Genomic DNA, 20,440 nt, shown 5'->3' with positions numbered 1-20,440 from the left:
TCGGAGCTCCCTTCTATTTGCCATCGCCGGATATAGGCGGGGTGAATGGCAGATGGATCAAGATCGGACGATCCACTTGATCGGCTTGGGCTATTTGCAGAAATAGTTTTTCCGTCGACTCCTTGAAGTTCGGCCGGTCAAAGACGACCACTCCGTCTGCGCGTTCTCCCGGCTCAAGGCGTGTCGTGCTCAACCTGTAGTCCCGGATTTCCAGTTGGTCCGAGATAATGCCTTTTCCTTCTTTCTTTTTCTTCTTGGTGGCTTTGCGACCTGTGATCTGGATCTGCGGTGGAACAATCTCGATCGGCTCATTCGAGCTGTTCAGGATGGAGTAAGAAATCATGGTCTGGTTGCTCAACTGCCGGATGTCGCAAATGGACGTCTCGATTTGCTTGTCGTCCCATCTCGTCCACTTGGGAGCGTTCACGGTCTCCTGCTGTTTGAATGCCTCGTCGAGACTCGACAGCGGTGCCAAACCCAACCGCGTGTTGCCGCTACTCAAGCTGCGCTCTGGTTCCCTGGCGGGCACGCTTCGCATCGCCAGCGATCCCGAATCGGCGGAGATGAGGAAGCTCCGCGCCGTTCTGTATTCGATGAGGAAATCCACCGGTTGCGTTGGGTTCGGGGCACTCGCGCCATCGCTGACCAGTTCGAGCGTCACATGCTGGCCCGATTTGGTTGCGATGAGAAGGTTCGACTGCGCAGCCTCTTTCACGATCGGCTTGACGTAGACGTACTCCGGCTCGCCCTCGTTATGTTCAGCCTTGAAATCCCCCGGACTGCCGAGAATCACGGATGTGATCTCCTCCGGCATGCGAATGGTCGACTCAAACTCTGGCCTGAGACGGAGGACCGTGACCTCTTTCGGATTGATTGTGACAGTGGCGACACGTGCTCCAACTGGTGTGTCACTCGCGCTGAGATGAAGTGGAATGAGGACTGCGACAGGGATGAGCCAGCGAAGTTTCATGGGGTTGACCTCCTCGACGGCCTTGCGGCCGGATACCTGCGAAGCATGTACTGCCTTCGCACCGCTTGCACGTACGCGACAACGGCCGGGTTACGATAATCCAGTTGTTCCCGTCCAATGTTGCGGTGGCCGGCGTAGTAAGCCGCGGCGACCAGACGCAGATCTCCGTGGAATTCCCACATCAACGTCGTCACGTAGCGAGTGCCGGCGGCAATGTTCTGTTCCACATCAAAGGGCTGCAAGGCGCCAAATCGCTTGGCCGTCGCAGGCATGAGCTGCATTAGTCCCATCGCCCCCTTGGCGGAAACCGCTCGCGGGTTCCAACGCGATTCGACATCGATGAACGCAGCGATCAACTCAGGTGGCACACGATAGTGCGCTGCATACTGCCTTACGATCCGCGCCGCCGGCGATGGATCGGTCTGCCCAACGGCAAGACCGGGAACTACAAGCAGCATGAGAACGCACCGAATCATGATGCTGATCCTCCTCGGAGCGCGAGACTCTGGGCGAACCTTGCCCCGTCGTCGAGCAGGCTCTTAAAACCCTCCCGCAACAGGAGATGTCGGCGGTCTTTCTCGGTCTTCGCCAAAAAGGGAAGCAGCACGTCACGGTGCTCCTCTGTGACGTGGTCGGTCCCGAGTAATTGAAGTGCATTGGCAAAATCGATCATCTCTGAGACCGAGGGCGGCTTTTCGAGCGAGTAATTTCGGAAGGAACGAGCAATACCCGCCATCTCGCGGTGAAACTCCTCATTGGCCTGCGGCGTTCGGCTGGCGATGATCTCAGCTTCACGCTCCGGTGTCGGATGCTCGACGCGGACATAAAGGCTGCGCCTACGGATCGGATCACCCAGCCTGCGCTCCTCATTGCTGGTCAGCACGACAAAGGGAATGGTTTTTGCAATGACCGTACCAAACTCAGGAATTGAGAGCTGCCAGGCGGAGAGGATTTCCAGTAGCATGGCCTCAAAACCATCGTCTACTTTGTCCAATTCGTCAATCAACAGCACGCACGGCTTTTCATATTCGAGCGCGCGCATCAGAGGACCAGGACGAAAGAAGTCTCGTCCCTTGAGGTTCGCCTGCAGCGTTTGCCAATCCTCGTGCTGGCCCTTTGAGAACTCCATGTAGAGTCGCTGCAAGCCCTCATCAAAGCGGCCGATGGCCTTGTCTTCGGTCACACCACGGAAGCACTGAAGCCGCTCGATGTTTGTTCGGGCTGCGGCAGCAACAGAAACGGCTAGTTGCGTTTTGCCTGATCCTGCGGGCCCTTCGAGCAGCAGCGGCTTTTGCAGCTTGGCGGCGAGAAAGACCACCTGGGTCATTACTGGGTCGATGAAGTAGCCGGCTCCTTGCAGACTCTCAGAGAGATCTTGGATCGTATCAAACATCGCAGGTCCTCATTTTGGTCAAGCCAGCAGGTCTGAATGTGTCCGGCGTATCACGCACTCGCCGCCAATTTGGTTCGAATCACGCTTCGCGGGGAAAGCCGTCTTCCGTTTCCCGCGCTGGGCAACTCCGCCATCCAATTGTTGAGATCCGATTCTCTATACCGGACCAGGTTGTTGACCTTCACGTATTGGGGCCCGTCGCCACAAAGCCTCCAGCGGCGAAGGCAAGCCAAACTCACCTTGAGGTGAGCCGAAACATCGTTTTCCGTAAGAAGTGATTCCATAAACACCTCGCATGGATGAAAGGGCCTGCATTCCCGGGCGGGACGAAATCCGCGGGTATGCAGGCGTTGAACGTAATGTGATTTGAAAACTCGGTCAAATCGGGCGCGTCGGCTGGCGAATTTTCTATTCTTCTTTCTTTGTGTCTGGTTGCACCACGATGCCTTCGAGCGCTTCGCGCTTGGCCTTCATGCGTATGTGAAGGTAGTCCCGAAGCACTTCCTTCGATACGTGGCCGACGATCTGCCGAATGGTTTCTTCGCCCGCTCCGGATTCGGCGAGTTGCGTTATAAGGGTGTGACGATGATCGTGCCAGCGGCCTGTCACGTTCGCGTTCTTCCGCACATTCTTCCAAGCAGTCTTGAGTGTCGTAACGTGCCGGGTCGGATCACTCGGACGCGGTTTGCCGAATGGGAAGATGTACCACTCGTCCGCAACGGTTTTGAATCTCTTTTCATATTGCTCCCGGTGTTCGAGAATGGCCTGCCGCAAGACCGAGTTGATCGGAATTGTCCTTCCTTCACCGGCCGCCGTCTTACTCTCTTTGACCTCCAGGTATCCCTTGCCCAGATGGATTTGCCCCCAGGTGAGCGATTTGATCTCGGAGTCCCTCATTCCGGCGTTCAATGCGAGCGTGAGAGCAAGCCGGATGTGCGGAGAGCGCGATTGACCGGAAATCTCTCCCATCCTCCGCGTCTCCTCCGGCTCGTAGGCTTTCCCGATTTTGCGTCGCGCGGGCAGCTTAAGTTTCTTTTTCTTGCGGAGCCGGACTCGAATGACATCTCCGGATTCGCCCATTAAGGTCAAAAGAAACCGGACTTCTTCGTTGATCGATTTCGGTGCTGCCTGCTCCTTCAGCCGCGAGGTCTGGTATGCCAGAACCGTCGTCTCATCGATGTCGATCAGGAGTTTGTCGCCGAGCTGGCGAACCACGTGTCCGATTGCGTATTCGGCGAAGGTGACTCCGCGAAAACGCAGCCGGTAATCCGCAAGATACTCGTCAGCAACCTCCCGCAGTTGGCGTACTCGATTCTCTCGTTTGGTCTGAACATTGTTGAAGCCCTGTTCAAGTTCACGTCGCCTCTGGTTCTCGGCGTTTTTGGCCACCGTCTTTGAGGTTGATTTTGACGACTCCCGAATGAGCCGTCCGGCGAAGTAGAATTTGTACCACCAGATTTTGCCGCGTGAAAAAATTGCCATCGATCCCTCCCGTCTCTCGTTTGGCACTAGTACCAATTGGCCTGTGCAGATGGAGATTGGAGCAGGAGGAGAACTCGTGCAAATCGGCAAGTCAGCCGAGAAGTTGCAGTAGATCGAGTCAATTTACTGAGGATGGAAACAACTGAGCAGGATAGCTATGGACAGGGCATCCATTTTGAAGGAGAGTGGGCACAAAAATGGGCACAATTTGAAAAATTGGCGAATTTTTGACTGCTCAATCTTGCTCTAAGTTGTTGATTTGATTGGCTCCTCAGGTAGGACTCGAACCTACAACCCTTCGGTTAACAGCCGAATGCTCTGCCATTGAGCTACTGAGGAGTGTCTGGCGCTTGATTGTCCATTTCCAAGTTACCAGACACCGCGCCCAAGGTCAAAACATCGCGCCTCTCAGGCCTCACGCAGCAGGAAACGCCTGCCACGCGCCTCCGCAACCCCGGTGCCATAATGATCTTGAACGCTCAGGAGCCCCGCATGGCCCGCATCTCCCGTCTCGACCGCAACCAGGTTCGCCCTGGAATCGCCACTCGCTACGACAAGATTTTCGCCCAACGGGGGAATGTTCCCAACATGTTCCGCGTGATGGCGCACCGGCCTGAGATCTTTGCCACCATGCAGGACCACTTCGCTGCCGTCCTCAACACCGGCACCCTCTCCACGAAGCTTAAAGAGCTGATCATCGTTCGCACCAGCCAGATCAACCAGACTCCCTACTGCCTTGCAAGCCACACCATCCTTGCCCGCAATCTGGGCTGGTCTGACGACCAGCTTTCCCACCTCGCCGACTGGCAGACCCGCGACGATTTCAACCCCGCCGAAAGGGCGGCCCTACGTTTTGCCGAGACCGTCACCCGCGACGCCAACGCTGTCACGAACGAGCAGTTTGCCGAGCTCCGCACCTTCTACGCCGAAGGCGAAATCGTTGAGCTCCTCTGCGCCATCGGCCTCTTCAATTACTTCAACCGCTTCAACAACGCCCTACTCATGGAGCCCACCCAACCTGGAGAAGGCGGTTGCGAAGCCCCGGCGGCCACATCCGCGGAATCCCTCGCCGTCCACGGCCTCGAATAGCTCCTTGCGCCGCTCCCCGCGATACCATAAAGGAAGGAGCCATAGCCTTCCTTCATGAAACTTGAACTTCCCGCGGGCACGTTCCGCGCCTATCTCTTCGACTGCGACGGCACCATCGTCGATTCCATGCCTCTCCACTACAAAGCCTGGAGGAGTTCTCTCGCCGAATACGGCGCCACCTACGAAGAGGAGCTCTTCTACTCCTGGGGCGGCCGGCCCATCCGCGAAATCATCCGCTTGCTCAATGAAATGCAGGGCCTCGACATGCCCGTAGAACAGGTCGCCGAGCGCAAGGAAGCCCTCTACCACCAGCTCGTTCCCACCCTTCGGCCCATCCCTGAAGTCGTCGAGCACATCGACGCCAAGCACGGCCATATCCCGATGGCAGTGGTCTCCGGCAGCCGCCGCAGCTCCGTCACGGCTTCGCTCAGCGCGGTCGGGCTGCTCGACAAGTTCGACACTCTGGTTTGCGCTGAGGACTACATAAACGGCAAGCCGGCACCAGACGCCTTCCTCCTTGCCGCCCAGCGCCTCGGCGTCGCCCCGTCTGACTGTCTTGTTTTTGAAGACACCAACCTTGGCATTGAGGCAGCTACAGCCGCCGGAATGCTCAGCGTCAAGGTCCCCCAGCCCCTAGAGCGCCTCTCCTGACCCGATCACAAGCGGGTGCTCCAGGTCTCTCGCATTTTGGAGATCTGGAGGAACCGCTCCTTTCTCACAGTTTGCCAGTGGGGAACTGATATTCTCCCGACATCGTACCCACTCCTGACCCACAAGGAGCACCATGCCTCCCCAACCCGCAGCCACAGCCGATATCCCCACGCTCGCCTCCGCCCCTCCGACGCGCCGCGACACCGCCGTCCTCCTCGCCATCGCCACCGTCTTCGCCCTCGGCCACATCCTCACCAATGGCCGCTACGGTTTCCATCGCGACGAACTTCAGTTCCTATCCGACGCGCGCCATCTCGACTGGGGCTTCGTCGCCTACCCGCCGCTCACACCGTTCCTGCAACGCATCGGCCTCACACTCTTCGGCCTCTCCCTCACCGGCCTGCGACTCTTGTCGGTCGTCGCCCAGGCCGCGGTCATCTTCGTTTGCGGACTGATGGCCCGGGACCTCGGCGGCAATCGCCTCGCCCAGGTCGCCACCGCCGTCACCGTCGGCCTGTCCGGTCTTCCCCTCTTTGAGGCCACGGAGTTCCAATACACATCCTTTTCTTACCTCTGGTGGATTCTCGTCTGCTGGTCCGTCATTCGCCTTCTTAAATCAGAAAATCCCCGCTGGTGGATGGCCATCGGAGCCGCCATCGGCCTTGGCCTTCTCACCAAGTATTCCGTGGCCTTCTTCATCGCCGGCCTTCTCGGCGGACTCGCGTTCACCCGCGCGCGCCGCTACTTTGCGAGCCCCTGGTTCTATGCAGGCGTCGCCCTCGCATTGCTGCTCTTCCTGCCTAACCTTGTCTGGCTCGCAAGCCATCACTTCGTCTCGTACCACTTCCTCCAGAGCATTCATACGCGCGACGTGGGCCAGGGCCGCGCCGACGGCTACTGGAAATATCAGTTCCTGCTCGACGTCAATCTCGTTTCCACGCCCGTCTGGATCGCCGGCCTCATCGCCCTGTTCCGCTCCAGCCGCTATCGCATGCTCGCGTGGATGTACGCCGTCCCCGTCATCGTCTTCTGGCTCAATAAAGGGCGCTTCTACTACGTCGCCGAAGCTTACCCCGCGCTCCTGGCCATGGGCTGCGTGGTAGCTGAGCGGTGGCTCATCGTGCGTCCGCGGTGGGCACGGCGCACCGTCACCACAATCTACTTCGCGGGCGTCCTCGCCATGGGCGCCTACCTTGTCGCCATCCTCGTACCCATTGCACCCAGCGGCCCGCTCCGCGACTTCGCGCTCAAAAACAATGGCGACCTTCGCGAAGAGTTTGGCTGGGACGACCTCGTTCGCGCCGTCGCCGCCGTTCGCGATTCCCTGCCCCCAGACCAATCCGGCCAACGTACCAGCTACGCCATTCTCACCGGCAACTACGGTGAAGCGGGAGCCATCGAGAACCTTGGCTCCGCGTACCAGCTCCCGCCGCCCGTCAGCCTCACCAACTCCTTTTACCTGCGCACCTATCCGCAACAGCAGCCGTCCACTGTCATCGTCGTCGGATGGTCTCAGCAGCAGCTCGATCGCCAGTTCACCGGCTGCCGCCTCGCGGGCCACAACGGCAACACCCTCGGCATCCAGAACGAAGAGAGCAAGAGTCACCCCGACATCTTCGTCTGCGGCCCACCCCAGAAAGGCTGGCCCCAGTTCTGGAAAACCAACCAGCGCTTCGGGTGACGCAGGCAATCAAGACTTCGATTTTCGGGTCGATTCCTTGCTTTAATGGCTGAACTGGTGGCCATGCTGTGGCTGCTGATTGTGGGAGCGAAGGAACAGCCGGCGGTGTCTGCAACTTGATAGTCCCAATCGTTGGCTGTCGGGCTTCCGGCAACAATTCTCACCCTCACCAGAGAGCGATGGGCACAGATCGGAATCACCGTCCAGTTCCTCATGATCGTGAGGACTCTCGGTGATGCGAAAGAGAATCAGGCTCGCGTTTGTCGCTCCAGCTTTTCCTGGAAATACTCCCTCCAGCTCTCCGGCAAGGCATCCAACTCGATTGCCCGCCGCGCCTGGCGCACATCCGCGCTGGTGAATCTCTTGGCGAGGTAGAGCCGCGAAATCGCAGCCACGGGCACCGGCTCCGGCTCCCGGCTGAGCAGCGCAATCTCATCTCCCGCGCCAACCTCTCCCTCACGCGCCACCGCGATGTAGAACCCGCTTCGTCCGGCTTCGAGAAATCGCTTCACCATCCCATCATCTTCAAACCGGATCCCCAGTTTGAAACATGGCAGCCGCGGCTGGGTGACAACCACCTCCGCACTGCCAACAGCGAAACGGTCTCCTATGAAAACCGCGTCTTCGCTCGCCAGCCCTTCGGTGGTGAAATTTTCGCCGAAAGCCCCCGGCGACAACTCCCGATCCGGCAGCTCCGATTTCCAGTACGTGTAGTGCTCCAGCGGGTAGCAATAGACGGCCTTGTCCTTGCCGCCATGGACCGTCAGATCGCTCTGCCGGTCTCCATCAAGGTTCAGAGTCCGCAGAGCAACGCTGCCCTCCACCGGCTCCTTGTAGATGGAAGTGGTCACAGGCCTGCCGTGCCACACAACCTCTCTGGGCATTCCGCGCTGTATCGAGACAATTCTCATAGCTTCGATTGGATGATCCACTCAGCCTCTCGTCGCGAATAGATTTCTGCGACGCCCGGTTGCGAGTCCATCGACCCTTCTCACGACCTCTGGGCGGCGCTCGCGCAGAGTGCCACAGGTCTCGATTCCGAGACACAGGAATCTCGAGTCAATACAACAACACCGCCACCCGATAAGCCGTGAATCCTCCACCATCGCCCCGCGGGGCACAAGCTCCCACATCCGCAGACCGGTACTGCCCTGACCCCAGCCGGTTCACCAGGCTCTGCGGGAGATGCTCAAGGTCCGCTCCCTGCCACCGCATTACGAACATCGCCTCCCCGCCTGTCATCCCCGCGGGGAAGCCCTTATCCACCGTGCACGCCAGCCGCGCGTCATGCGGATCGCGCCGCACCGCCAGGCCGCTCATCCGCACCAGCTCGCCCACCTTTCCTTCCACCTGGGCCGCCGACATGGACTGCACTCCACGGGCATAATCCGCCACCGCGTACATCGCCCCATGCGCCTCAATCACCGCAATCCCCACCCGATCCACCTCGGGATTGAGCAGATTCCGCTGATGTCCCGGCGAATGCATCCATCCGTCGTGAATCTCAGCTGCGTAGGACCCCAGAGCGATATTTTCCTCAATCAGGCTGAAGTGCGCGCCCGTCGCGGCTGCGCGCCCGGTAAGATCCGGCTCGCCCCCAAACCGGTGCGAGAGTGCATGCTCCCGCACCATCCGTTCGCAGTGCCGCATCGCCGCCTCGGCCAGCGTCCGGTCCCATTGCAAGCGCCCCGCCTGCGCCTGTGCCCTCGACTGATTCGCCAAAGCAAACAACTGCTCCGCGGCTGCCGGACGCACACCCGTGCCCTGTGCCAACGCCGCTGCAGCCAAACCTATACTCAAAAAAAAAGCAAAACAGACCCGTATCGACTTCATGCTTCCATTTAACCCGGAATGTCCGCGCGTGTCGCTCCCGCCCTCTCGCGAAACCACGCTTCTGCGGCCCGCTCTCGGCCTCAGAGCTCGCTGGCCGGGATCGCGCCTTCTGATTCGCCACCGGCGCCGTCCCCCGGTGAATCGGCTTTCCTGAAATCATTGCGCGGTCCGACCCACAGGATCAGCAGGATCGCCGGCAATCCCACCAGGCTGGTCAGCAGGAAGAACTTCGCCCAGCCAATCTTCTCCGACAGCACTCCTCCCGAGGAGGCGACCACCGTCCGGCTGAGCGAGGCGAGCGAAGAAAGCAGCGCGAACTGGGTCGCGGTAAACGCCGGTGAGCACAGTTTCGAAAGCCACGTGATCAAAGCCGTGCCCGCCATCGCACCGGTCAGATTCTCGGCCGTCACGCACAAGGCCAGATAGCCTATTCGGTGTCCCCCGACAGCCTGCAGAACGAAGAACAGGTTCCCAATCGACTGCAGCACGCCGCACAAGATCAGCGAGCGCCGGATCCCGTACCGGGTCGTCACCACCCCGCCAATCAGCGCCCCCGTCACAATGGAGAAGAATCCGAATACCTTCGACGCAGTAGCAATCTCCGGCAGCGTGAAACCGAGCGAGATGTAGAGCGGAGTCGACATGACTCCTGCCATCGCCTCGCCCATCTTGTATCCGAAGATCGCAATCAGGATCACCGGCCACAGCGGCCGCTGCGTGAAATCGCGAAACGGCCCAATAACCGCTGTCGAGAACGCGTGGCGGATTGCACTCCATCCCGATTCCCCGGTACGCGAAACCCTCGCCGGAACCTCTGGTTCAGGGCCGAACCAAAACACCAGCAGCCCCAGGGCCAGAAGAGCAGCCATAGTGGCATAGGCAGCGAACCACCCCGCGTAGGCGGCCAGGAACAGCCCGCCTGCCCCCGACGCGAGCATGCCGATTCGGTAGCCGGACTGAATCATGGCTGCGCCCGGAGCCTGCTCGTCGCTGCTCAGGCTCTCCACCCGCCAGGCATCGATCACAATGTCCTGGCTCGCCGACAGAAACGCCACTAGCACCGCCAGCGCCGCCATCAAGGGCAGATTGTGCCTGGGGTTGCAAGATCCCAGTGCGAGCACCGCGCCGATCAGCAGGATCTGAATGGTGATGCCCCAACCGCGCCGCCGGCCCAACGGCAGCGGTGGAGGCACTCGGTCGATCAGCGGCGACCACAGAAACTTGAATGAGTACGGAATGCCGACCAGGGCAAACGTGCCGATCGCCGCCCGCCGCACCCCGTTGGTCGCCAGCCACGCTGAAAGTGTCGAGTAGGTCAGCAGCAGCGGCAGCCCGCTGGCAAATCCCAGCGCCAGCACCTGCAGCACGCGCGGCTGAGTATAGGCTGCGATCGCATGCGGCCAGTTTTTTGGGGTTTGTAAAACGTCGGTTCGGGATGTTTCCTTCATCTCAATATGGGGCACCCTGTTCAACCTCTTGCCCTGTTTCAGCTTCTTGAATGAAGGATGGCGGGATGCGATTGTGGAGAAGCGCCGGACAAGTGCAAACCAACGTGTGGATAGAGTTAACATAACACGGATGGCGTCGTTCACCTTTGCTCCTCGCATGCCGGCCGGGTTCGCCGCGGTCCGGGAATTTGACTGCCCCGGAGCCGTCCTCCCTAACCAGATGGCCCCCGCACACGACGGGAGATGTGGCTTGTGAAACTCGCCGTCGTCAGCGACACCCACGGCCTCCTGCGCCCCGAGGTTCTTCCTCACCTCGAAGGCGCAGAGTCCATCCTCCACCTGGGCGACGTGGGCGATCCCACGATCCTCGACACCCTGCGCGAGTACGCGCCGGTGACCGCTGTCCGAGGCAACATCGACAAGGATGGGCCGTGCAGCCGCCTGCCTGAAACCGAAGTCCTGCTGATCGAGGGCGGCTACATCTACCTGCTGCACGACGTCGGGACGTTGCACCTCGATCCCGCCGCGGCCAAGTTCGCCGCCGTGCTCTATGGCCACTCGCACAAAGCCGAAATCCGCCATCATAAAGGCGTGCTTTATTTCAACCCTGGAAGCTGCGGGCCGCGCCGCTTCAATCTGAAGGTCACGATGGGCTACCTGCACGTCGCCGCGGACGGCTCTCTCACCCCGGAGATCATCGATCTTGAGATCCCGCTGAAAAAGTGATCACCTGACCCATAATCCGGCGCGGGTCACACCCTCATGCGCGGATTCACCCAGCGATACCCCACGTCCGTGAGCAGATTCACAGCACATCACGTCAGCCCAATAGCGAGCAGGCATCCCTTCACCAGGGCGTAATCGCGACTGGAGATTGCGTTGACGACGAGCCGCGGCCTGGGGACAAACTCCATACCGCCGCGCCGCATCCCATCGTCATGCGAGAGTTCCCCCTCGCATCCGCAGGATACGACCGCACGTGAAAAATCGCATCATCTTATCCGCCAGACCAGCCGTCCTCTTTTTCCTCGCCCTCTCACTGGCCGCGCCGGCTCTCGCACAGGCTACGGCTGCGCCGCGGCATGTGGCCGCGCCCCACACCGACCCCATCAAGAACGTGTTCTGGCAGCCCGATCACCTGGAACAGGGCTCGCCGATGTTGATCACGTGCGAGCTCTCCGGCGGGGCCGTCCGCGTGACCGGCACGTGGCGCGGCAAGCGCCTCACCTTTTTCCGCACAGAAAAGCCGCGCCTCTGGTACGCACTCGCCGGCGTCGATATCGACGCCCAGCCCGGCCCGCACGAGTTGAAGGTCAGCGCCCTGATGCGCACCGGTAAATGGGCCAGTTCCACAAAAACCGTGACGCTGGAGCCGGGCAACTTCGGCAGCGGCGATGTGCAGGTTCCTGAGCAGTATGTGCAGCCCGATCCGTCCGAGCAGAAGCAGATTGATGGCGACAGCCTGATGAAGAAGCGCGCCTTTGCCCGCGAGATCAAGCTGCCGCTCTGGTCCGGCGGGTTCAGCCGGCCCATTGACGCGCAGCCCACGCCGAGCTTTGGCGAAACCCGCCTGATGAACGAGGAGAAGTCGAGCCGCCACCTTGGCACCGACTATCCCGCCAAGGAAGGCACGCCCGTCCTCGCCTCGAACTCCGGCGTGGTGGTGCTCGCGCGCTCACTTTTCTATGAGGGAAACTGCGTCATCGTCAATCACGGCCAGCGCTTCTTCACCGTCTATATGCACCTGTCGCGCATTGACGTCTCCGAAGGCCACCGCGTCCGCAAGGAGCAGCGCGTCGGGCTCTCAGGGGCAACCGGGCGCGTCACCGGGCCGCATCTGCACTTTGAGGCGGAGTGGGACGGTATGCCCGTCGATCCGGTTCAACTGCTGCACCTCACCCTGCCGGACCTCACCCCGGCCCAACGCAGGCGGGCGCAGCAAGTGGGGGCAAGCCGCTAAGGCGGGCTTCAGGTTACTTTCTAGTAACTTTCAGCGAATTATGGCGGGCGTAGAGTGTCTGGTTATTCGCCGTTATTTCGTATTTTATTCGGGTTTGGGGCGAAAATTCAATTTGTTCATAAAGTCGGCGTTAATCATTTATTTTGAATAAGTTACTGTCTTTATTTTTCGGCGTCCATTGCAGCGAATGGGGGTGAAACCCTATTAGTTTTCTGGTAAACACACTCGTTGGATAAGTGAGGGGCGCGGGAGCGAACTGCCGCACGGCTTTGGCGGAGCATGTCATGGATGGAGAAATTGATTCTGCGCCCGAATGAACCTGCGGGGCTGTGCCGGCGGTCACAGAGCAAGGCGACGCATCACACAGGCCACGCTCATAGCCGGAGACGACAATATCTCTGGCAGTTCTTTTCGGCAGCGCCCGCCGATCAGCCGCCGAGCGCTGCAGATGCTGCTCAATGCGCTGCGCTTGAGTGCACTACGGCTGCGGACTGTGCCGCATTTTCGATGCTGCGGGCCACGTCCGCAACCCTCTGGTAGGACTCAAGCCGCGCCTCGTGCGTGAACGTGTCGGTGGCGATGATGACCTCGGACGCGCCAGTCTGCTGGATCAGGCGTTCCAGGCCCTCCTTCACTGTTTCGTTCGATCCGACGATCGCCGCGCCCAGCTTGCTCATCACGGCGGCGCGTTCGAAGTCCGTCCACAGGGAGCTCATCGAGTCGACGGGCGGCAGCAACTCCACAGGCTGCGAACGAATGAGGCGCAGGAAACGCTGCTGGGGCGTGGTGAAAAGACGCTGCGCTTCGCGATCGGTTTGGGCGGCGATGACCTGTACGCCCACCATCAGGTACGGCTTGTCTAACGTGGTGCTGGGCTGGAAGGTGCGGTGGTACACCTCAGCAGCCGCATGGAGGTACTCAGGCGCGAAATGCGCGGCAAAGGCGAATGGCAGTCCCAGGCGCGCCGCAAGCTGCGCGCTGAAAAGGCTCGAACCGAGCAGCGTGATGGGGACGTTGCTGTTCTGGCCGGGAGTGGCCTTGACGGCCTGTGCCGGGCGCACAGGCCCGAGATAGGCACGAAGCTCTTCCAGCAGCTCGGGAAACTCGTCTCCCGATTGCTGCAGGCTGCGGCGCAGTGCGCGCATGGTGTGGAAGTCGCCGCCCGGCGCGCGGCCCAGGCCAAGGTCGATGCGGCCCGGATACAGGGCCTCAAGCGTGCCGAACTGCTCCGCCACCACGAGGGGTGCGTGATTGGGCAGCATGATGCCGCCGCTGCCCACGCGAATGGTGCTTGTCTTGCCGGCAATGTGTCCGATCAGCACGGCGGTGGCAGAGCATGCCAGGCCGTCAATCGAGTGGTGCTCGGCGAGCCAGAAGCGCTTGTAGCCCCACTGCTCCGCGCGCTGTGCCAGATCGACCGAGCGCGCGATGGCAGGCGCAGGCCCCTCGGCGGGTTGCATGCCGACGAGGTCGAGTACCGATACTGAAAGTCCCGTAGTCATCTCTGTTTTAGATTCGCGAGCGGGCCGGACGATGCTTGAAGACAGAAGTCAGTTGTCAGCCTGCAGCTCTCCGGCTGAGTTGAAGGCTGATAGCCCACAATGTCATAGAGGTGTGCCTATGGCAGAACTGATCGCGGTCTCAGGCGACATTACAAAACTGCACGTGGATGCGATTGTGAATGCGGCCAACAGTTCCCTGCTGGGGGGCGGAGGGGTGGATGGCGCCATCCATCGCGCCGCGGGGCCCGAACTGCTGGATGCGTGCCGCAAGCTGCACGGATGCGCAACCGGCGATGCGAAGGCCACGCCCGGATTCCGCCTGCCGGCGAGGTGGGTCTTTCACACCGTAGGCCCGGTGTGGAATGGAGGCGGACAGGGCGAAGAGGAGAAGCTGGCCAGTTGCTATCGCCGCTGCCTCGAGCTTGCGCGCGAACACGGTGTGAGGTCGATTGCATTTCCCGCCATCAGCACGGGCATCTACGGATTTCCTTCAGAACGCGCCGCAAAAATTGCCATCCAAACCGTCCGCGACGACATCGAAGGGACGGGGGTGGAGCGCGTGGAGTTTGTGTGCTTCGGCGAAGAGACGCGAAGAATTTACGATGCCTTGCTGGGGTGACAAGTCTGCATCCAGGAGGAGGCCATCGGCAGGCCGCCCAATCGCGATCGACTGACAACTTTGAAGTGCGAACTGAGGACTGAGAATTCGCTTATGGAATATGTAAATCTTGGCAAGACAGGAATGAAGGTTTCGCGCATCTGCCTCGGATGCATGACGTATGGTTCGCCCGCCACCGGCGAGTTGAAGCCCGGCCGTCAGCCGTGGGCACTCAATGAAGAAGACAGCCGGCCTTTTTTCAAGCAGGCTCTAGACGCGGGCATCAATTTTTTCGACACGGCTAACGTGTATTCAAGCGGCGACAGCGAGATCGTGCTGGGCAATTTTCTCAAAGCGAGCGTGCGGCGCGAAGCGGTCGTAATCGCCACCAAAGTGCATGGACTCATGCGCGAAGAGCCCAACGGGAAAGGCCTCTCGCGCAAGGCAATTCTGTTTGAGCTCGATGAAAGTCTCAAGCGCCTGCAGACTGATTACGTGGATCTTTACCAGATCCACCGCTGGGATTACGAAACACCCATTGAAGAAACCCTTGAGGCGCTGCACGACGCAGTGAAAGCCGGGAAGGTGCGCTACATCGGAGCGAGCTCGATGTTTGCCTGGCAGTTTGCCAAGTCGCTCTACCTTGCCGATCTGCGCGGCTGGACCCGCTTTGTGAGTATGCAGAACCATTACAACCTGCTCTATCGCGAAGAGGAGCGGGAGATGGCAGCGTTGTGCGTGGACCAGAACATCGGCATGCTCCCCTGGAGCCCCCTGGCGCGCGGCCGCCTGGCTCGGCCCTGGGCTACTGAGACAACCAAGCGTGTGGAGACGGACAAGTTCGGCAACGCCATGTATTCACGCACAGAGCAAGACGACAAGCGCGTGGTAGACCGACTTGCTGAAGTTGCGCAAAAGCGAGGCGTGCCGCAGGCGCAGGTGGCGCTGGGGTGGCTGCTGCAAAAGCCGGCGGTGACGGCCCCCATTGTGGGCGCTACCAAGGCGCATCACCTTGAGGATGCCGTGCACGCCGTCTCGCTCAAGCTCACCGCGGACGAGATCAAGGCGCTCGAAGAGCCGTATACGCCGCATCCGGTATTGGGCTTCTCCTGAGGGCCGGCTTGCACAGCGCACAGGCCACGCGAGGCGTGTGTAAGCCACTCATTCGGCGGCTGCCGATGGCCCAGGTTGAAGCATGAACAAACCTTTTCGTACTGCATGTCCATCTCACTTCTCGGTACGTAATCGGATTAGGCTTTCGAGGCGTACCCCGAAAGGAGAACTAAAACATGCACCTGAATTCAATTCGCCGCGGGCTGCTTTTTTCATCGGCCGCGGTTCTGGCAACGGTCATGGGCGTGGCTGGATGCCACAACACCAGCAGCCATCCTGACGAGAAAGATGCTGTCACCAGTTCGCTCAAGACCAATTCGCTCAGTGACGTGGACGTGTCGCAGGACCGCGACAAGGGCGTGATGAAGCTAAGCGGCAATGTGGCGAACGACACCCAGAAGCAGCAGGCCGCGACGCTGGCTCAGCAAGCCGCGCCGGACTATCAAATTGCCAACGAGATTGGCGTTCGTCCTCCCAATGCCGACCAGGCTGGCGCCGTCGCATCGGATGTGGACAAGGGCATCGAGGACAACTTCAAAGCAGCCATCAAAGAACACAAAGCGCTTGACGATCAGAGCATCCGTGCCAGCGCGAAAAATGGCACTCTTGAAATCAAGGGCTCCGTAAAAACGGCCCAGCAGAAAGCGGAAGTGGAGAAGCTGGCCAAGAAGGTGCCGAACGTTCAGCAGGTGGTGAACGAGCTTGAAGTGAAGCCCAACAAGCATTCCACCGCTTCAGGAGAGTAAGGCAGAGTAAGGCAGGGAAAACAGGGAAAAAGGGAAAAAAAGGGACAAAGGGACAAAGGGAAAAAGGGAAAAGGGACAAAGGGACAAAGGTCCGAGGCACGAGCGTCTGTCCCTTAACGGAAATCGCCTCGCGAAAGCTAAAGATCCGCGGGGCGATTCTGCTTTGGAAGCCTGACCGGAAACGTCGCCGCGCGGCGCGCAAACTGACCCGTCTGTTCCCCCCTTTTTTCCCTTTGTCCCTTCTTCCCTTTTTCCCTTTGTCGCTGTCTTTACCCGATGGTCATCACCAGTTTGCCGAAGTGGCTGCCCTCTTCCATTTTGGCCATTACTTCCCGTGCATGCGTCCAGGGGAAATCTTCTCCCACAGGCCGAAGCTGGGTGAGCGAGATGGCGCGATTCATCTCTACAAAGTCCTGGCGCGAGCCCACATAGATGCCTTGAATGCGCGCCTGCTTGTGCAGCATAGCGGCAAGAGGGAGCGCTTCCGATGGCTCGACGCCGGTGAGCACGCCGATCTGCGCGATGGTTCCCCCCATGCGGAGTGCGCGCAGAGAGCGTGGCAGCGTGCCCAGCCCGCCGACTTCCACTACCAGATCGACGCCTTCGCCGGTTTGCTCCTGCGCCCAGCGGTCCCATTCGGGAACGTCGTTGTAGTTGATGCCGGCGTCCAGCCCCAGATCGAAGGCGCGATTCAGTTTTTCGGAGTTGCTGGAGATGCCAAGCACCTTGGCACCTCTGAGACGCGCAAATTGCAACGCAAAGATGGATACGCCGCCGGTGCCCTGAATGAGAACCGTTCCACCCGGCTTCAGGTCGCCGGCTCCGAGAGCGTTCCAGGCGGTAACGGCGGCACACGGCAGTGTGGCGGCTTCCTGAAAGCTGAGGTGCTCGGGAATGGCGACCAGCCCGAATTCGCTGAGAAGAACATATTCGGCGAGCATGCCGTCCATATCGCCGCCCAGAGCTCCCTTGACCTTTTCGGGCGTCGGGGCACCGTCCATCCAGTGCTGCATGAAGATGCCGGCAACGCGATCGCCCGGTCTCCACAGCGTGACCCCGGAGCCCACCGCAACCACCTCGCCGGCGCCGTCAGAGCACGGGATCCGTGGCAGCTTGAGCTTGGGGTTGTAAACCCCTTTTACCATCATCAGGTCGCGGTAATTGAACGAGATGGCATGGACGCGGACAACCACCTGGCCAGGGCCTGGTTGCGGATCGGGTCTTTCCACAAATTCGAGAGAATCGATCCCGAAGGATGAAATCTGCCACACGCGCATGATATCTCCAGATGCCGTAAAGCGAAGAGTTAATGCCTCTTAAGCAAGGCTATCGTATCTGAGTGGGACACACCGGCCCAAAAAGTCCGTAAAATGGAGAGGTATGGCTCGTGGATGGGAAAGCAAATCGGTGGAGGAACAGATGGCGAGTGTTGAACATGCGCCTGCGCATGCCGGAAATGTGTTCATTAACCAGGGTGCGAAACGAGCAGCGGAACTGGATCGCACCGATCGCGCGCGGCAAAAACAGACGCTGCAGTTGCAACGCGAGAACATTCTGTCGCAACGAACTTCGAATCCTGCTCGACGAGCAGCCCTGGAAGCTGCGCTCAAGCAGATTGAAGCGCAGATTGCAGAATTGGAATAAAGACAGCCCGCCGCGCGCGGGTTATTTTATGCCCGCGGAAAGATTCGCTGCCCGCCGCCTTACTCGTCGCGGTGGAACAGCAGCGAGTTGGCCTGCTGCACCGGCGTGAGCAGGACGCGCGCAATGTTGACGTGCGCGGGGCGCCCGGCAGCCCAGACAATCACTTCGGCCACGTCTTCCGGCGTGAGCGGCTTCACGCCTTTGTAGACCTTGGCGGCGCGTTCATTGTCGCCGTGGAAGCGCACCGTGCTGAACTCCGTCTCGACCATGCCGGGATCGACGCTGGTCACCCGGACGGGCGTGCCTAGCACATCCTGACGCAGTCCATCGTTGATGGCTCGCTCCGCCGCTTTGGTGGCGCAGTAAACGGCTCCGTTGGGATACGTCATTTCTCCCGCCGTTGAGCCAAGATTGATCACGTGCCCGCGGCCGCGCACCACCATGCCCGGAACCACTGAGCGCGTAACGTAAAGAAGGCCCTTCACGTTGGTGTCGATCATCTCTTCCCAGTCGTCAACACGGCCCATGTAGAGCTTGTCCAAGCCGCGGCTGAGGCCGGCGTTATTCACCAGGATGTCAATGGCCGCCCACTCCTCCGGCAGGCCGTCGATGGTGTTCTGCACCGCGCGATGATCGCGCACGTCAAGGTCAATGGAGTGGACCGATTCGGCGCCCAGCTCGAGCGCCTGGGAGGCAACTTCGGCCAGCCTGGCGGCACGCCGGGCAGCCAACAACAGCCTGGCGCCGCCGGCAGCAAATGCACGCGCAGTGGCCGCGCCAATGCCCGCGCTGGCCCCGGTGATGAAGACAATCTTTCCGCGAAAACTCATAACGATATCCTAACCAATCCCGGCGGGAAATTATGTGATGCAGGATGCACCACGCCTTTCTGAACATGACTGGGGGGGACAGGCATCAGCGGGAATTTTGAGGATGTTCTTCGAGCATCTTCTGGATACCGCGTCTCTGGTTGGCGTACCGGTTGTGCGCCGGGGTGGGATTTTCGATCAGCCAGAACCAATGCGCTGAGTTCTTAACGCTGTAGTTCTCAACCTCAACCGAGCTGAGGCTGGGAACCGTCCAGGTCAGGAGGTCGCTGGGATCGTTGAGAGCGGTGATACGCGGAAGCTGGCACTGGTGCGAGGGATCGATGGTTTTGAGGTAATCACAGCGGGTTTTCCCCCACGCTTCAAGATGGGTGGATAGATTTCTGTCGCTGGGTCCGTCAAGGCCGGCTAATTGGAGAATGCGCAGTTGATTGGCGAAGAAGAAGACAAAGGAAGTTCGCGCCAGAATCTGGTCGAAGCTTTTGTCGGATGGGTTGATCTCCGATGTCTGGAGCTGTGAAAGGTGCGCATCGAGCGCGGCGAACATCAGGTAGCTGCCAAGGCTGTGGGAGACGATGACAAACTCTTCGTTTCGGGGCCGTTCGTCAGGGGCGAGCGCTTTTGAAGCCGCTGAGTCTGAGAGGGACTTGAGAATCAGCTGCCGGATTCCACTGAGAACGTAGGGGCGAAGAGGGCCGAGGAGCATCACGGCGTCTGAAAATCCCCAATCCATGAGGCCGCTCTTCAAGTCACGATTGAGTCTCGCGCCGTGTGAGGGCTTCTTGAGCAGACGGGCAGCGGCGTCCTTGTCGATCCAGTCATACGACTTGAAGCGCAAAGGGACTTCGGCATTAGGCTGGCGACGGGAGCAGACCGGGATCCTCACCTTGTTCGGACCGACCAAGTCAGCCTCGCTGGCGATGATCTGGCGGCACTTGAGCGAAAAAGTGAGGGGCCACCAGTTCAACTCGTCTACGTAAAGGGTGGAACCTCCGCGACGGACCAACTGGAAGTGAATGGAATAGGGAGCTGCTGCCCGCCATTCCTCCTGGTTTTTCCAGACTGGCTCGTCGATGAAGTGCAGATCAGGGGCTTGTGCGTCCGGAGCAAACTCATCATGGTTCGCATAATCCCACTCGCCTATTGCGGTGCCGGCCTCCGTGGTGCAGTCCTTGAGGAACTTGCAGAGGCTCTTGCGAAGGGCGAGTGAATCAAAGTCGTCCGGCCCGTCAGAGCCGATTCCATGAATGTAGAAGATGTGTAGCTCTTTGCCTTGCGAGTGGCGGAGCGTGTCGGCAAAGGACGTGGACTGCTGTACAGGAGGCGCTTGTGGCTGAGCGGGAAGAGCAACCCAGCCAGCCCAGCAGAAGGCGAGCAGTAGCACGGACCGGCGAAGCGTGCAGGTTCCGTTGACACCGGAGGATGGGTCTACTTGCCAGGCCATGTCAGGCAAGGATGGCCCCGCCGGGGGGCAGGGCGATGCTGCAAGAAGTACCAGTGCCC

Annotated in this window: 20 protein-coding genes and 1 tRNA gene; 9 read left to right on the top strand and 12 right to left on the bottom strand. The window is 60.0% G+C overall.

Annotated elements, in window-relative coordinates; genetic code table 11:
* Positions 1-13: 13 nt before the first annotated feature.
* From VGL22_RS19990 to VGL22_RS19970, 5 genes are all read right to left on the bottom strand, one after another.
* Complete coding sequence (locus tag VGL22_RS19990) at positions 14-970, bottom strand: hypothetical protein (RefSeq protein WP_465268725.1); 957 nt, start codon at positions 968-970, stop codon at positions 14-16.
* A complete protein-coding gene (locus VGL22_RS19985; protein ID WP_465268724.1) occupies positions 967-1,446 on the bottom strand; it encodes a lytic transglycosylase domain-containing protein in 480 nt (159 codons plus the stop codon). The genes VGL22_RS19990 and VGL22_RS19985 overlap by 4 nt, the downstream gene beginning before the upstream one ends.
* Positions 1,443-2,363: an AAA family ATPase gene (locus VGL22_RS19980; protein WP_465268723.1), complete on the bottom strand. Its 921-nt coding sequence runs from the start codon at positions 2,361-2,363 to the stop codon at positions 1,443-1,445. Before VGL22_RS19980 ends, VGL22_RS19985 begins: the two co-directional genes overlap by 4 nt.
* A gap of 408 nt (positions 2,364-2,771) precedes the next feature.
* Positions 2,772-3,752, bottom strand: coding sequence for a tyrosine-type recombinase/integrase (locus VGL22_RS19975; protein ID WP_465268722.1), 981 nt, complete (start codon positions 3,750-3,752; stop codon positions 2,772-2,774).
* A 357-nt stretch (positions 3,753-4,109) separates the two neighbouring features.
* A tRNA-Asn gene (locus tag VGL22_RS19970) sits at positions 4,110-4,184 on the bottom strand.
* A gap of 153 nt (positions 4,185-4,337) precedes the next feature.
* Between VGL22_RS19970 and VGL22_RS19965 the strand changes: the two genes are divergently transcribed.
* From VGL22_RS19965 to VGL22_RS19955, 3 genes are all read left to right on the top strand, one after another.
* Positions 4,338-4,934 (top strand): carboxymuconolactone decarboxylase family protein, encoded by a 597-nt coding sequence (locus tag VGL22_RS19965; protein WP_465268721.1) that lies wholly within the window; start codon positions 4,338-4,340, stop codon positions 4,932-4,934.
* Positions 4,935-4,988: 54 nt separating this feature from the next.
* Complete coding sequence (locus VGL22_RS19960) at positions 4,989-5,585, top strand: HAD family hydrolase (RefSeq protein ID WP_465268720.1); 597 nt, start codon at positions 4,989-4,991, stop codon at positions 5,583-5,585.
* A gap of 133 nt (positions 5,586-5,718) precedes the next feature.
* Positions 5,719-7,266: a glycosyltransferase family 39 protein gene (locus VGL22_RS19955; protein WP_465268719.1), complete on the top strand. Its 1,548-nt coding sequence runs from the start codon at positions 5,719-5,721 to the stop codon at positions 7,264-7,266.
* Between the two features lie 248 nt (positions 7,267-7,514).
* Here VGL22_RS19955 and VGL22_RS19950 read toward each other — a convergent pair whose 3' ends face one another.
* The 3 genes from VGL22_RS19950 to VGL22_RS19940 form a co-directional block, all read right to left on the bottom strand.
* Complete coding sequence (locus VGL22_RS19950) at positions 7,515-8,150, bottom strand: MOSC domain-containing protein (RefSeq protein WP_465268718.1); 636 nt, start codon at positions 8,148-8,150, stop codon at positions 7,515-7,517.
* Between the two features lie 175 nt (positions 8,151-8,325).
* Complete coding sequence (locus VGL22_RS19945) at positions 8,326-9,054, bottom strand: CAP domain-containing protein (protein ID WP_465268717.1); 729 nt, start codon at positions 9,052-9,054, stop codon at positions 8,326-8,328.
* Between the two features lie 125 nt (positions 9,055-9,179).
* A complete protein-coding gene (locus VGL22_RS19940) occupies positions 9,180-10,547 on the bottom strand; it encodes an AmpG family muropeptide MFS transporter (RefSeq protein ID WP_465268716.1) in 1,368 nt (455 codons plus the stop codon).
* Positions 10,548-10,799: 252 nt separating this feature from the next.
* On the opposite strand from VGL22_RS19940, the gene VGL22_RS19935 reads away from it, so the two are divergent.
* A complete protein-coding gene (locus tag VGL22_RS19935) occupies positions 10,800-11,273 on the top strand; it encodes a metallophosphoesterase family protein (protein ID WP_465268715.1) in 474 nt (157 codons plus the stop codon).
* Between the two features lie 253 nt (positions 11,274-11,526).
* Complete coding sequence (locus VGL22_RS19930) at positions 11,527-12,507, top strand: M23 family metallopeptidase (protein ID WP_465268714.1); 981 nt, start codon at positions 11,527-11,529, stop codon at positions 12,505-12,507.
* Positions 12,508-12,962: 455 nt separating this feature from the next.
* On the opposite strand, the gene VGL22_RS19925 is transcribed toward VGL22_RS19930, so the two are convergent.
* The gene (locus tag VGL22_RS19925) at positions 12,963-14,009 is read right to left on the bottom strand and encodes an LLM class flavin-dependent oxidoreductase (RefSeq protein WP_465268713.1); all 1,047 of its coding nucleotides are present in this window, start codon (positions 14,007-14,009) and stop codon (positions 12,963-12,965) included.
* 118 nt (positions 14,010-14,127) lie between these two features.
* Between VGL22_RS19925 and VGL22_RS19920 the strand changes: the two genes are divergently transcribed.
* The 3 genes from VGL22_RS19920 (at position 14,128) to VGL22_RS19910 (ending at position 16,466) form a co-directional block, all read left to right on the top strand.
* Entirely contained in the window at positions 14,128-14,628 is a 501-nt protein-coding gene (locus VGL22_RS19920) for an O-acetyl-ADP-ribose deacetylase (protein WP_465268712.1), read from the top strand.
* Between the two features lie 93 nt (positions 14,629-14,721).
* Positions 14,722-15,720, top strand: coding sequence for an aldo/keto reductase (locus tag VGL22_RS19915; RefSeq protein WP_465268711.1), 999 nt, complete (start codon positions 14,722-14,724; stop codon positions 15,718-15,720).
* Between the two features lie 176 nt (positions 15,721-15,896).
* Positions 15,897-16,466, top strand: a complete 570-nt coding sequence (locus VGL22_RS19910) for a BON domain-containing protein (protein WP_465268710.1) — start codon at positions 15,897-15,899, stop codon at positions 16,464-16,466.
* Between the two features lie 269 nt (positions 16,467-16,735).
* Here VGL22_RS19910 and VGL22_RS19905 read toward each other — a convergent pair whose 3' ends face one another.
* On the bottom strand, positions 16,736-17,743 hold the full coding sequence (locus tag VGL22_RS19905; RefSeq protein WP_465268709.1) for a zinc-dependent alcohol dehydrogenase family protein: 1,008 nt from the start codon (positions 17,741-17,743) through the stop codon (positions 16,736-16,738).
* A gap of 130 nt (positions 17,744-17,873) precedes the next feature.
* On the opposite strand from VGL22_RS19905, the gene VGL22_RS19900 reads away from it, so the two are divergent.
* The gene (locus VGL22_RS19900) at positions 17,874-18,110 is read left to right on the top strand and encodes a hypothetical protein (protein WP_465268708.1); all 237 of its coding nucleotides are present in this window, start codon (positions 17,874-17,876) and stop codon (positions 18,108-18,110) included.
* Between the two features lie 59 nt (positions 18,111-18,169).
* On the opposite strand, the gene VGL22_RS19895 is transcribed toward VGL22_RS19900, so the two are convergent.
* Positions 18,170-18,940, bottom strand: coding sequence for an SDR family NAD(P)-dependent oxidoreductase (locus VGL22_RS19895; RefSeq protein WP_465268707.1), 771 nt, complete (start codon positions 18,938-18,940; stop codon positions 18,170-18,172).
* Positions 18,941-19,025: 85 nt separating this feature from the next.
* Positions 19,026-20,390 (bottom strand): hypothetical protein, encoded by a 1,365-nt coding sequence (locus VGL22_RS19890; RefSeq protein WP_465268706.1) that lies wholly within the window; start codon positions 20,388-20,390, stop codon positions 19,026-19,028.
* Positions 20,391-20,440 lie beyond the last annotated feature (50 nt).

It is taken from the genome of Occallatibacter sp. (assembly GCF_036502485.1).
Lineage (GTDB): Bacteria > Acidobacteriota > Terriglobia > Terriglobales > Acidobacteriaceae > Telmatobacter.
The sequence above is the reverse complement of the archived record's forward strand: the minus strand, read 5'-3'. Positions and strand labels throughout refer to the sequence as shown.